Source organism: Parafilimonas sp., from assembly GCF_051953455.1.
Lineage (GTDB): Bacteria > Bacteroidota > Bacteroidia > Chitinophagales > Chitinophagaceae > Parafilimonas.
Genome location: NZ_JBQCIT010000014.1, coordinates 430,225 through 444,220 on the forward strand (window position 1 = coordinate 430,225; position 13,996 = coordinate 444,220).

Here is a 13,996-nt window from a genome sequence, read left to right on the forward strand (position 1 = left end):
TGTGCAGGCCAGTTAATTTTGATTAATGGTGAATAAAGCATTTATTGACAAAAGGCTGGTGCACAAATATAATTTACCTGTGCCCCGTTATACAAGCTATCCCACCGTTCCTTACTGGCAGGATAGAATAAAAGTATATGACTGGAAAGAGAATTTTAGGGAGCAATTTATGCTCAATAATAAAAGCAGGGGCATAAGCCTTTATATGCATTTGCCGTTTTGCGAATCGCTCTGCACGTATTGCGGGTGTAATAAAAAAATAACCACCAATCATAAGGTGGAAAGTGAATACATACCGGCTATTCAGAAAGAATGGAGTTTTTACCGCGATTTGATGGAGACAAAACCGGTAATACGCGAACTGCATATTGGCGGCGGCACACCTACATTTTTTTCGCCTGAAAATTTAAAATGCCTGTTAAATAATATATTGAATGATGTGGTTATTCATCCGCAGCATGAGTTCAGCATTGAAGGCCATCCAAACAATACAACCAAAGAACATTTACAAACGTTGTTTGATCTCGGCTTTCGCCGCATAAGTTATGGCGTGCAGGATAATAATGAATATGTGCAGAAAATCATCAACCGCATTCAGCCTTTTGAAAATGTGGTAGAAGCAACTTATACAGCAAGAAAAACCGGGTTTACTTCTGTGAATTTCGATCTTATTTACGGCCTGCCTTTTCAAACGGTTGACAGCATTGAGCAAACTTTTAATGAAGTATTGCAATTAAGGCCCGACAGGATTGCGTTTTACAGTTATGCACACGTACCATGGACAAGTAAGGCGCAACGGCTGTTTGATGAGCACGACCTGCCCGGCGCCACACAAAAGATTGAACTGTATTTAACGGGCAAAAAACTGCTGCTTGATAATGGTTATTATGATATTGGCATGGATCATTTTGCATTGCCGCACGATGCTTTATATAAAGCCTCTGTGGATGGAACGTTGCACCGCAATTTCATGGGTTATACAACCCAGCAAACCGGTATGCTGGCCGGTCTTGGCGTTTCTGCCATAAGCGACAGCGGTACAGGATATGCGCAAAATGAAAAAACAATCGCCGGGTATTATCAGCGTGTGCATAATGGCGAAATACCGGTGCGCAAAGGTTATTTTTTAAATGAAGAAGATATAATCTTCAAACAATACATACTGGATATTTGCTGCAAAGGCAAAACATATTTTCTTGAAGAATCTTTGCCTTTGCTGGAAGAATACAGTTTTCCTGCCTTGCAGGAGTTTGCAGAAGATGGCCTTGTAGTGTTTAATAAAACAGCAGCAAAGCTTACACCCGAAGGTCATTTTTTTATCAGGAATATCGCCAGCGCTTTCGATTTAAAGCTGCACAGGCAAAATATAAGCACTTTAAATAACCAGGTGTTTAGCAAAAGCATTTAAAAACAGAGCGCATTTTATCATTATTTTTTCAGCAGGCAATCTGAAAAACCTTCCTTTCCATTTTTTATGCAATAAATAATGCTTATGATTGTACAATAATTTTACAGATTGTCATCATCATTGCTTAAACCATTTTTGTTGACGCAATGAAGATTAATTTTGCAGCGATGATTTCAATAATATAAAAATGCCAGATACAATAAAACAATTTGAGGCTTTGTTTAATTATGCAACCATTGGTATTGTTGTAACGGATGCGCAGGGCTCTATCATCAACTTTAACAGGAAGGCAGAAAGTGATTTTGGTTATACAAAAGAAGAAGTGCTTGGCAAACCGGTTGACATACTTCTTCCGCAGTCATTAAAATCAAAACACGAACATTACAGGTCGGGGTTTTACAAACATCCTTCGCCACGGGCAATGGGTGCAGGCAGGGATTTATTCGGGCTAAAAAAGGATGGCTCTGTTTTCCCTGTTGAGGTGAGCCTCAGCAATTATACTATCGAGAATTCAATTTTTGTAATTGCGTTTGTAATTGATATTACCATAAGAAAAAACTCCGAAGAAATTCAGCTTGCACAAAAAAATGAACTGGAAAGGGTAAGCAAAGAAGTGAAACAGCTTAATGCAGGCCTTGAGAAGAAAATTGAAGACCGCACTAAAATGTTGCGGGAAACTTTAACTGCCCTTGAAAAATCAAAAGGAGAATTAAGCGAAGCTTTAAAAACAGAAAAGGAATTAGGGGAATTAAAATCAAGGTTTGTATCGATGGCTTCGCATGAATTTAAAACACCGCTAAGTACTATTTTATCTTCTTCTTATTTACTGGAACAATATAACAATATAGATGCACCGGAGAAACGCATTAAACATATTGAACGCATAAAGAATGCCGTGGGTGATATGAAAAATATCCTCGACGATTTTCTGTCGCTGGATAAACTGGATGAAGGACTGATAAAAGCTGATATTAAGTCTATGAGCGCTGAAGACTGCGTGAAAGAATTTCACCTGGTGATAAGCGAAATGCAGATAAACCTTAAGCCCGGCCAGCAAATTGATTTTAAATACACCGGCAACAGCGAGGTAATGCTGGACAAGCATCTTTTGAGAAATATCTGCATGAACCTTTTGTCCAATGCAACAAAATTTTCACCTGAAGCATCCATGATTAATGTTACCGCAGGCTTTAACCCCGATAGTTTTAATTTGTCGGTACAGGATTATGGTATTGGTGTTCCAGAGAGCGATAAGCAGCATCTGTTTGAAAGATTTTTCAGGGCTAAGAATGCATTCAATATACAAGGCACAGGCCTGGGCCTGCATATTGTGGCGAAATATATTGAATTGATGAATGGCGATATTACAATTGAAAGTAAACTGGATGAGGGAACTACATTTACCATCCGCATTCCAAAATTATAATGAAACCAGGCATGATAATTTTCCTCACACGGGGAATGTACATAGCGGTTCCATGAGACAATCAAAAACAAACTTGGACGAATGAAAAAGATCCTTGTAATAGAAGATAATGCCCAGGTTCGCGAAAACATTGCAGAAATTCTTGAGCTTTCCAATTATGAAGTTATTACCGCTGAAGATGGGAAAAAAGGCGTGGAACTGGCATTGGAGGCAAGGCCCGATTTAATCGTATGCGATATTATGATGCCTGTGTTAGATGGCTATGGCGTATTGCATCTCTTAAATAAACAAATAGAAACTTATGGCATCCCGTTTATTTTTTTAACCGCAAAATCCGAAAAAACAGATTTGAGAAAAGGAATGGAAATGGGCGCCGATGATTACTTAACCAAGCCTTTTGATGGTATTGAACTGCTGAATGCAATTGAAATAAGGCTTAAGAAATCGGAATCCATTAAGCAAAATGCCATTAAGAATAATAAAAATGCAGATGCATTTATACAGGATGTAAAAGAAACAGGCATTATACCACTTACCTCATCTGAAAGGGAATTATATGATTATAGAAGAAAGCAAGCATTGTATTTTGAAGGTCATCGGCCGAAAACAGTATATTATATAAAAAGCGGGAAAGTTAAAACATATAAAACCAACGAAGACGGCAAAGACCTGATCACAAACATTTATGGCGAAGGCGATTTTTTTGGCTATACCTATATACTGGAAGATATAAATTATAAAGAAAATGCGCAGGTGCTTGAAGATGCAGAAATAATGCATATTCCCAAAGAAGAATTTTTAGCACTTATTTCCGGCGATTCGCAGGTGGCAAAACAGTTTATAAAATTAATTGCGCATAATGTTCTTGATAAAGAAGAAAGCCTGCTTAACCTGGCATATAGTTCACTCAGAAAAAAAGTAGCTTACCAGCTTATCCAGATGTTTGAAAAATTTAAGCGTGAAAAAAACTCCAACACCATAAGTATTTCAAGAGAAAATCTGGCGCAGGCTACCGGCATTGCCACCGAATCTTTAATAAGAACTTTATCGGATTTTAAAAGCGAAAAATTAATCGATTTACAAGGCAGCACCATCACATTGCTTAATGAAGATAAATTGCGTAACCTGCCTTACTAAAAGTTTCGGGAAAAAAGTTAAGCACACCTGCGCCTGCAATCACAGTGCCTGCCCTCTAAAATTTTTATAAAAATCTAACCGCTTAATAAATGGTTACGGCCATTTAATAAACCAGCTTTAAACGCTGTTTGCCATGTAATAGTTTCACCGACCAATTCTATCAATCAAAAAAACTAACGATGAAAAACAAAATTGTACTCTCTTTTTTATGTTTAGTTATTGCATGCAGCGCATTTGCCCAAAATGTAGGCATTGGCACTGCAACACCAGCTTTCAAGCTGGATGTAAACGGAACTATTAATTCAAACAGTAATTGCTACCTGGGCGGTTATCTCGGCATAGGTACCCAATCGCCTATATATAAAATGCAGGTAGATGATGGCTCCGTTGCGCTTCATAATACAACAGATTCCAAATACTGGATAATGACCTACAGCAGCGGCGGTAATTATTTTAATATTGCTGAGGATGGAGCATCGAGGCTAACAATAGCCAATGGCGGAAATGTAGGCATCGGCACCACGGCACCTTCTGCAAAATTGGATGTTGTGGGTACAACAGAATTAAACGGAACAACAACTGTAAACGGTTCTGCAAAAGTTACCGGCACTTTAACGGTTAATAATAATAAGGGCGTTTTATATAATCTTTCCGGCAGCACCAATATAAAATTCTACACACGTACCGCAGCTTTTACCATAAACAACCTTGCCCCGCATTCCTTATCACCTGAAGCATCAATAGGCTTTATTGGCGGGTTTGGCAGTGCACCACAGGTATATGTTGGCAATATTGTTTCCAATGGCGGAACCACCGGCCCGCTGTACCAGCTCCAGCTTATAATATATAACGTAACAGCAACAAGCTGCAAATGCAGGCTTCTTAACACAAGCAATTCTACGATAAACCAAAGCATTACCTGGAATATAATGTGTCTTGGTAATTAATGCGCCTCAATTATTTCATCTTAAAAACTACATTATGAAATCAATTAAAAGTGCTATGCGGATTGCCTTGCTGCCCATACTATTGCTCCTGTCGCAGCAGGTGCATTCGCAGATGGTAAATAATGGGGCGGAAATTACAATACAGAGTGGCGCTGTTGTTTATACAGCAGCATCTTTTACCAATACATCTGCAGGAATTGTGAGCAATAACGGGGAAATAATTACAGGTGCAGATTTGATTAATAATGCCGGCGCCTCACTTTCAGGGAACGGTGCTTATAGCGTGCAAACAAACTTTACCAACAATGGCACTTATACTTATAACAATTCGGTTTTAAAATTTTTCGGCACAGGCAATTCCAATTTAAAAAACACCGGAGGAACTATTTACAAGCTGCAGGTGAATAAAGATTCGGGTTATTTTATTAATCTCCTGGATAATGAAAGGGTACTAAATGCAGTCGCTTTTTTAAAAGATAATAACTGGATCAGGCTTAACAGCAAAACTTTTACAATGGGCCAGAATTGTGTAATTCAAAACTTTAATAACAAGCGCTTTTTTATAACAAACGGAACAGGTGTTTTAAAAAAGATGAATGTAAAGAATACGCCTTTTGTTTTTCCCGTAGGGTTTAACAAAAGCACCTATAATCAAATAACCATTACAGAAAACGGAACGCCGGATGCATACTCCGTTCGTTGCCGGGATTCTGCCTTATTAAACGGAAGTTCTGGTTTATCTGTTTCCAGCGGCGGCATAAAAGCTGCATGGGTTATTAATGAAGCTGTGGCCGGCGGCGCTAATGCTGTTATAGAAGCACAATGGAAAAAACCGGCAGATGAGCTTCCCAACTTTGATTATACCAAATGTATGCCGGTAAGGTATGTTAGCAATCATTGGGATTACCAGGTAAATAAAGCCGGTACGGCTACCGGCACCACGTACAGGTCTATAAGCCGTTCGGGTTTAACAGCATTTGGCGATTTCACCGTACTGTCAACCGCCAGCCCCTCATTTACAAGTTCACATTTTGAAGCACCTGAAGCATTATCAACTGCAGCAAATAACAACAGGCAAATAAGAATTTATCCAACCATCGTTCAAAATAATTTCAATATAGAAGTGCCGGCAGATAAATCCATTCAAAAAATGAATGTACAGGTGATAGATGCCACGGGCAAAATTGCCTGGCAAAAACAAAATGCGGATTTCATCTCACAACGCGTTTTGCTTCCTTCACTTACATCGGGAACATATATAGTGCTGATAGGTTATGGAGAAATTAAGTTTACTCAAAAGATCATTATATCCCGGTGATTATTAATATAAAATCCTGATGCAAATATCTATAGCAGTTACAGTTTTGTAGCTGCTATTTTATTATTATCATAATATTCATTTAAATGTAAACTGTAACCGCCATTTTTCTTTTATAGAAAGTATGTGTCTCCGGAAGCCGGAAATCAAAAAGACAATTCACATGAATCAATGCCGCATCAAATAATCAATGCACTTATCTTCGCCACATGGTAAAGGAAACCGTTTTAAGTGGAATAAGGCCTACAGGCTTTTTGCACCTTGGAAATTATTTTGGTGCAGTACAGAACTGGGTGCGCATGCAGCATGAATATAATTGCTATTTCTGTGTTGTTGACTGGCATAGCTTAACAACACATCCCGATACAAAATCATTACGTCAAAATGTGCACCGGCTGTTGGGAGAATTACTTGCATCAGGCCTCGATCCTGATCAGGCAGTTATTTATGTGCAAAGCGATGTACCTGAAATTGCAGAGCTTTATTTGTATTTAAATATGCTTGCTTATAAAGGTGAACTGGAAAAGACGGTTACGTTTAAAGATAAAGTGCGGCAACATCCGCAAAACGTAAATGCCGGCCTGCTTACTTACCCGGTATTGATGGCTTCTGATATTTTAATTCATCGCGCCACAAGGGTGCCGGTGGGCAAAGACCAGGAACAACATCTTGAAATGGCGAGGAATTTTGCTGAAAGGTTTAATCATCGTTACAGCGAAGTGTTTCCTATACCTTCTGCCTTTAACTATGGCGCGTCACTTACAAAAATCCTGGGCCTCGATGGTGATGGAAAAATGAGTAAGAGTGCCAACCAGATGGCTACCATTTACCTTGCCGATGATGACGATCTCATTCGAAAAAAAATTATGAAGGCGAAAACAGACAGCGGCCCCACTGAGCCCGGCACACCCAAGCCTGACTATATTGAAAATCTTTTTTTACTCATGCAGCTTGTGAGCGGTGCCGAAGTTGTTTCAAAGTACCAGCAGGATTATGAAAACTGCACCATAAGGTATGGCGATATGAAAAAACAACTTGCAGAAGATATGGCTGCATTTGTAAAACCCATTCGTGAGAAGGCAAAGGCCATTGAAAACGATAAGGAATATCTTACCTACGTTATAAAAAAAGGCGGTGAAAAGGCAAGGGCAAATGCAATGAAAACAATAAAATTAATAAGGGATGCAATGAACCTGAATTATGTTTGAAATTCAGTTTTAATGTTCTAAGTTTGAAATGTACTTCCAGTATCTCTCATTATCTAAAAAAATTTAGGAATTTCAGGTTGTATGGCGAAACAAAAAAAACCGAAACATATTGCCGTAGCAGGCAATATCGGAGCAGGAAAAACCACGCTGACAGAATTGCTGAGCAAACATTATAAATGGATTCCGCAGTTTGAAGATGTTGATCACAACCCTTACCTGATGGACTTTTATGAAGATATGCCGCGCTGGAGTTTTAACCTGCAGATATATTTTTTGAATGGCAGGCTAAACCAATTGCTCGATATTCATAACGGCACCGAAACGGTGATACAAGACCGCACTATTTATGAAGATGCACACATATTTGCACCTAACCTGCACGACATGGGGCTTATGAATAAACGTGATTTTGATAACTATTTCAATTTCTTCAAAACCTTACAATCAATGGTGCAGCCGCCAGACCTGCTTATTTATCTTAAAGCATCTGTGCCCACGCTCGTTGATCAGATTCAGAAACGCGGCCGCGAATATGAAGAAAATATCCGCCTCGATTATTTAAAAAAATTAAACGAACTCTATAACCGCTGGATTGAAAATTATAAAGCAGGCCCGGTACTGGTAATAAATGTTGACAAAAATAAATTCCCCGAAAAAGAAGAAGACCTCGGTGAAATAATAAGAAAAGTAGATTCACTTTTATTTGGATTATTTTGATAAAACTATATGAAACCAACCCTTAAATGCTTACCCTTAGTGTTATTGCTGTGTACAACACAAATAAGTTTAGCACAAAAATCAAACGAAAGTTTTTATGCCTTTAATGCCGACTGGTCTGCAGCATCATCTATTGATGAATGTACCTATTTTATGCAGGAGATAAAGAAAAGTGATACGGAATATGTGTGCAGGTATTATCAAAAACTTGGGCCTATGATTAAACAGGAAGTATATAAGGATGCGGCATTGAGTATACCAAACGGCCTTTTTTGCTGGTATAATAAGAAAGGAAAAATGGATAGCTGCGGATGGGTTGCAAATTTTAAAAAAGATCGCTACTGGTATTATTTTCTTGGCGATAGCACTAAATATACCTATTATGAAAAATATGACAACGGAAAACTTTTAAAAAAAGAAACATTCCAACAGGCCGTCAGTGATACAACTGGTGGGCATGAAATAGCGGTTACCCAAAAAGAAGCAGTATTTAAGAAGGGTGCAAATGACTGGACCAACTATATTTCCAAAAATCTGAAAGTGCCCGACCGGTTTACTTCCATAGTTGGGCGCGGGAAATATACAGTCACAGTATGTTTTACTATTAGTACTGAAGGAAAAACGCAGGATGTTTATTTGTTTAACTCCCTTGAATGGTCCGCTGATGCGGTAATATTTGACCTCATTGAACAAAGCCCGCACTGGCAGCCTGCATTACAAAATGGTGAGCCTGTAAAATATGTTCAAAAACAAAATCTTGTAATGGTAATTAATTAATACAGCTTTACAATTGCTATCCACATAACTTTATGGAATTTAACCCATAAATGCATCTGGTAAATAAGTCTTACACCTTTGAGCGAAAAAGAATCAAAACATATAAGCGACCAGGAATTACTGGCTCAGTTTAAGCAAACAAACGACAACCGCCTGCTGGGAATTTTATTGCAGCGTTATACATTGTTATTGCTGGGTGTGTGCATGAAATATTTAAAAAACGAAGAAGCCGCGAAGGATGCAGTGCAGCAAATATTTTTAAAGGTAATTCATGAGTTGCAGCGTTATCCTGTACAATATTTTAAAAGCTGGCTGTATATGATTGCCCGCAATTATTGTCTCATGCAACTACGCCGGCACGGAGAAAAACATGTAGCTGAATTCACGGATAATATTGCAGATGAAGCGTTTCCATTACAGGAAGAAATTGAAAAACAGCAAATGATATCGCTGGTTGAAACTTCGTTGCGAGAATTAAATGAAGATCAGAAAACATGTATAACTTTATTTTATCTTGAAAAAAAATCTTACCAGCAAATATGTGAGCTAACCGGCTTTAGCCTCATGCAGGTAAAAAGTTATATTCAGAATGGCAAACGTAATTTGAAATTACTTGTTGAAAGAAAATTGCATAAAGCAGATGAGTGAGTTAAATAAAATATGGAATGTGGATGACGAACTGAATGAAGAACAGTTAATGAATTATATAAATGGTAAATTAACTGAGGAGGAAGCCAATGCCTTTGAAAAAAAAATGGCCGGTTCTGCGTTTATAAGTGATGGCGTTGAAGGGTTGCAGCAATTTTCTTCTGCTGAAAAAATAGATCTTTTTACAAGACAGCTCAATGATAACCTGCGCAAAAAAACTGCTGCAAGAAAGCAAAAAATGAAACGCAGCTTCAAAGGTTTGTCATGGGAACTGATGGCAATCATTGCAGTAATAATCCTTTCCCTTATCGGTTACGCCGTTATTCAGTTACTGAATAAATAATTTCATGCACTTATAAGTTTCTATGCATCACATACAATCAGCCCTGGCGCTATTCGTATCTTAAAGCTGTAATCGGGTTCAGTCTTGATGCTTTTACGGCAGGCCATATGCCCGCAAGCAAACCAACACCTGAGCATATAATGATACCGGCAATAACCCACGCCCACGGAATGGCGAAACCGGCTTTAAGCAGCATGGCAAATACATTACCGATAATTACACCGAGCACAATTCCAAACAATGCGCCCAGCAGGCTTATAATAACAGATTCAAATAAAAATTGCTGGCGGATATTGCTGCGCTTTCCGCCCAGCGCTTTTATTAATCCAACTTCGCGGGTGCGTTCATTTACAGAAACCAGCATAATATTCATTAAACCTATGGCTGCGCCAATTAATGTGATTAAACCAATGGCGGCAGCGGCGGCCTGTATGCTTCCCAATAAGCTTATGAATGTAGCAGCCAGTTTATCGCTTTTTTCAATTACAAAGTTATCGGTGTCTGTAGGCAGAAGTTTGCGCACACTTCTGAAAACGGCTGTGGCTTCATTTACGGCACCGTCAACCAGCGAGATATCGTCTGCCAATACACCTATCAAAAAAGAACTGGCGCCAAAGCCCGTTGCCCGCACATTGTTATAAGAAGTTATGATAACATTATCCGCCCGCAGCAAAGCGCTCGACCCTTTTGATTTCAGTATGCCAATTACGCGGTATGGCTTCCCTCCCACATTTACAAATTTGTCAACCGCTTTATCTTTTAACTGTCCGAATAATTTAGTAGCAACATCGCTTCCAAGCAGGCATACATTGCGGCCGCTATGCACATCGGCAGGCGTTAAGTTTCTTCCTGCTTCAATGGTAAAACCGTTTACGGCAAGATAGTTTTCATCGCCGCCGTTCATGCGGACATTGGGATTTGTTTTTTTATCCTCATAATGAATTTCATAATTACTGTACCCGCCCAATGAAATAGATACAGCTGCCGGATAATGAAACTTTTCTTTGAAAGTTTCTGCTTCGTTCAATTGTATGGGTTTATCAAGATTCGATTTTTTAGCTTTTTTAGTTTTATCGGCATCTCCGTTATCATTATCATCATTAAACCTGAAACGTTCTTTATAAGAAATGGTAAAGCCGTTAGCGCCCATGGTAGAAAAACTGTTGCGTAATCCTTCGTTCATGGCCTGTATGGCGGTAATGATGCCAATAAGCGCCATAATCCCAAAAGCAATAATCGCCACAGTAATACCCGTACGCAACCTGTTACTGCGGACGGTGCGATAAGCAAGGCTAAAAGAATCTTTAATTGTCATTCGGTAAAAATCGAAAGTAATAAAAATTGAAGGTAAGCATCCGGCTGTTTCTGCAACCACATTTTATGTAAAAGGTATTTTTATATTACGGGTTGTAAAAAAAATGCCTTAGGCGAATGTTTCACCTGCTATCAAAAAAACTTTATTTATTTATGTAACCGATTTCATAACAATCAATATATATTTGCAATTATTAAGGCAGGCTTGCTTTATGAAACTAACGGTTTAAAGGTTTATACATAAATACACTTATGCTAAAATGCTATAATCGGTATCTTGCCGCCGCCGGATTAAGGGCAGGCATCATAGCCGTTTTATGCAACAATTCTGGCAAGCCTTTGCAAACAACCGGACATTAAAAACGGTACCTGTCAAAAAAAATATATTTTAAAAACATATAAACATGAAAGTTACAATCGGGGAAAAAGAATATTTCACGGGCTTAGAACAAATAAAATATGAAGGCCCCAAAACAGATAACCCGCTTGCCTTCCGGTGGTATGATGCCGATAAAGTTGTAGCAGGCAAACCTATGAAAGAATGGCTTCCATTTGCAGGCGCTTACTGGCATTCCTTCTGTGCCAATGGTTCCGATCCGTTTGGCCAGCCAACCCAGTTTTTTGAATGGGACAAAAAAGAAGATGCGGTAGAAAGGGCAAAAGATAAAATGGATGCTGCGTTTGAGTTCTTTACAAAATTAGGCCTCCCCTATTATTGCTTTCATGATATAGATGTGGTGGATTATACAAGCGATGTGGCAGAAAACGAAAGAAGGCTGCAGGCACTGGTTGAATATGCCAAACAAAAACAACAGGAAAGCGGCGTTAAACTATTATGGGGCACCGCCAATGTTTTCACGCATCGCCGGTATATGAACGGTGCATCCACCAACCCCGATTTTCATGTGCTGGCGCATGCGGCTGCACAGGTAAAAGGCGCAATAGACGCAACGATTGCATTAGGCGGCAAAAACTATGTTTTCTGGGGCGGCAGGGAAGGTTATATGAGCCTGCTAAATACTGATATGAAGCGGGAGAAAGAACACCTGGCAAAATTTCTGCATGCTGCAAAAGACTATGCCAGGAAAAATGGTTTTACCGGCACATTTCTTATTGAACCAAAACCCTGTGAACCAACGAAACATCAATACGATTATGATGCTGAAACAGTGATTGGTTTCTTAAGACATAATGGCCTCGATAAAGATTTTAAACTTAACCTTGAAGTAAACCATGCAACTTTAGCCGGCCACACATTTACACATGAATTGCAATGCGCCGCAGATGCAGGTTTGCTCGGCAGCATTGACGCCAACCGCGGCGATTACCAAAACGGTTGGGATACAGACCAGTTTCCTAATAATATTAATGAACTGGCAGAAGCAATGTTGATTATCGTGGAAGCCGGGGGATTAGGTTCAGGAGGCGTGAATTTCGATGCCAAAATCAGGCGCAATTCCACTGATAAAGATGATATTTTTCATGCCCACATAGGCGGTATGGATAGTTTTGCAAGGGGACTGATTATTGCTGACCAGGTGCTGAACTTATCTCCTTACAAAAAAATGAAGCAGGAACGTTACAGCAGTTACGACAGCGGCAAAGGCAAAGCTTTTGAAAACGGCGAGCTGAGTTTTGAAGACCTTAGAAATTATGCAGCCGAAAACGGCGAGCCTGCTGTAAAAAGCGGCAAGCAGGAATTGCTGGAAAATATCATTAACCAATATATTTAAACGCGCTTAAAAAATAATCCGGGTAGCTTTATTGTGCTATCCGGATTTTTAATAAAATATACGCAACCGATTACAATATTTAATGCCATTTCGCTTAATTAAAGATTATCTTAAAGCGAAAATATAAAGCAGCCAACATTTTAGAATATGGAAGATAACAGGAAAAAAATTGCAGTTGTTACGGGTGGAGGTTCGGGCCTGGGTTTGGCTATAGCAAAAAAGTTCACTCAACATAATATAGAAACGATCATTATCGGGCGCAATATTGAAAAGCTTGAGCATGCACAGCAACAACTGGGTTCATCATGCCATATCATGTGTTACGATTTAAGTGATCTTGCAGGCATTCCTTCCTTCATACAAAAAATTGTAGAAATACATGGCCGGATAGATATATTGGTAAATAATGCCGGCATTAATATGAAAAAAGAATTTACTGAAGTAACGGATGAAGATTTTGCTGCCATCATCCATACAAACCTTAATGCTGTATTTGCTGTCAGTCGCGAAGTGGTAAAAGACATGCTGAAATATAATTCAGGCTGCATCATTAATATCAGTTCAATGGCAGCGCAATATGGCTTGCCTAAAGTGATTGCTTATTCTGCCAGCAAATCTGCAATTGACGGCATTACAAGGGCAATGGCTACAGAACTTTCACCAAAAGGCATTCGCGTAAATGCAATTGCACCCGGCTTTATTTATTCTGATATGACGGCCAAAGCACTCAATGAAGATATAGACCGCAAAACACGGGTGTTTGCGAGAACGCCAATGGGCAGAATGGGACAACCTGATGATATAGGCGAAGCGGCATTATTTCTTGCCAGCGAAGGCGCGGGGTTTATTACGGGAGTTGTATTACCGGTTGACGGCGGAAATTCCATTGGCTTTTAATTATAATAACAGCATAATTCCATAATAAAAAAGCGCCCTTAAAGCGCTTTTTTATATATTTAAACTGTTACGGATGTTTAGGCATTCCCGGAGGTGCTGGTGGCCTTGGGGGCCTGTGGCCTT

13 protein-coding genes are annotated in these 13,996 nt (G+C 39.2%); 12 read left to right on the forward strand and 1 reads right to left on the reverse strand.

The annotated features are described in order from the left end of the window. Nucleotides 1-25 precede the first annotated feature (25 nt). The 10 genes from hemN (at nt 26) to ACTHN6_RS06605 (ending at nt 9,929) form a co-directional block, all read left to right on the forward strand. Entirely contained in the window at nt 26-1,408 is a 1,383-nt protein-coding gene (gene hemN / locus ACTHN6_RS06560; protein ID WP_440434932.1) for an oxygen-independent coproporphyrinogen III oxidase, read from the forward strand. Nucleotides 1,409-1,595: 187 nt separating this feature from the next. Next, nucleotides 1,596-2,834: a PAS domain-containing sensor histidine kinase gene (locus tag ACTHN6_RS06565; protein ID WP_440434933.1), complete on the forward strand. Its 1,239-nt coding sequence runs from the start codon at nt 1,596-1,598 to the stop codon at nt 2,832-2,834. An 81-nt stretch (nt 2,835-2,915) separates the two neighbouring features. Beyond that, complete coding sequence (locus ACTHN6_RS06570) at nt 2,916-3,971, forward strand: response regulator (protein WP_440434934.1); 1,056 nt, start codon at nt 2,916-2,918, stop codon at nt 3,969-3,971. Nucleotides 3,972-4,150: 179 nt separating this feature from the next. Beyond that, on the forward strand, nt 4,151-4,918 hold the full coding sequence (locus ACTHN6_RS06575; protein ID WP_440434935.1) for a hypothetical protein: 768 nt from the start codon (nt 4,151-4,153) through the stop codon (nt 4,916-4,918). Nucleotides 4,919-4,952: 34 nt separating this feature from the next. Then, the gene (locus ACTHN6_RS06580; RefSeq protein ID WP_440434936.1) at nt 4,953-6,236 is read left to right on the forward strand and encodes a T9SS type A sorting domain-containing protein; all 1,284 of its coding nucleotides are present in this window, start codon (nt 4,953-4,955) and stop codon (nt 6,234-6,236) included. Nucleotides 6,237-6,445: 209 nt separating this feature from the next. Continuing rightward, nucleotides 6,446-7,444, forward strand: a complete 999-nt coding sequence (gene trpS, locus ACTHN6_RS06585) for a tryptophan--tRNA ligase (RefSeq protein WP_440434937.1) — start codon at nt 6,446-6,448, stop codon at nt 7,442-7,444. Nucleotides 7,445-7,525: 81 nt separating this feature from the next. Continuing rightward, entirely contained in the window at nt 7,526-8,161 is a 636-nt protein-coding gene (locus tag ACTHN6_RS06590; RefSeq protein WP_440434938.1) for a deoxynucleoside kinase, read from the forward strand. A gap of 9 nt (nt 8,162-8,170) precedes the next feature. Beyond that, nucleotides 8,171-8,938: an energy transducer TonB gene (locus ACTHN6_RS06595; RefSeq protein ID WP_440434939.1), complete on the forward strand. Its 768-nt coding sequence runs from the start codon at nt 8,171-8,173 to the stop codon at nt 8,936-8,938. 78 nt (nt 8,939-9,016) lie between these two features. Next, nucleotides 9,017-9,586 (forward strand): RNA polymerase sigma factor, encoded by a 570-nt coding sequence (locus tag ACTHN6_RS06600; RefSeq protein ID WP_440434940.1) that lies wholly within the window; start codon nt 9,017-9,019, stop codon nt 9,584-9,586. After that, on the forward strand, nt 9,579-9,929 hold the full coding sequence (locus ACTHN6_RS06605) for a hypothetical protein (RefSeq protein WP_440434941.1): 351 nt from the start codon (nt 9,579-9,581) through the stop codon (nt 9,927-9,929). The genes ACTHN6_RS06600 and ACTHN6_RS06605 overlap by 8 nt, the downstream gene beginning before the upstream one ends. 49 nt (nt 9,930-9,978) lie before the next feature. Here ACTHN6_RS06605 and ACTHN6_RS06610 read toward each other — a convergent pair whose 3' ends face one another. Next, the gene (locus tag ACTHN6_RS06610; RefSeq protein ID WP_440434942.1) at nt 9,979-11,244 is read right to left on the reverse strand and encodes an ABC transporter permease; all 1,266 of its coding nucleotides are present in this window, start codon (nt 11,242-11,244) and stop codon (nt 9,979-9,981) included. A gap of 403 nt (nt 11,245-11,647) precedes the next feature. Between ACTHN6_RS06610 and xylA the strand changes: the two genes are divergently transcribed. Beyond that, nucleotides 11,648-12,976 carry a xylose isomerase gene (xylA, locus tag ACTHN6_RS06615; protein WP_440434943.1) on the forward strand — a complete coding sequence of 443 codons (1,329 nt, stop codon included), beginning with the start codon at nt 11,648-11,650 and terminating at the stop codon, nt 12,974-12,976. A 147-nt stretch (nt 12,977-13,123) separates the two neighbouring features. Further along, the gene (locus ACTHN6_RS06620; RefSeq protein ID WP_440434944.1) at nt 13,124-13,873 is read left to right on the forward strand and encodes an SDR family NAD(P)-dependent oxidoreductase; all 750 of its coding nucleotides are present in this window, start codon (nt 13,124-13,126) and stop codon (nt 13,871-13,873) included. The last annotated feature ends 123 nt before the right edge of the window (nt 13,874-13,996 follow it).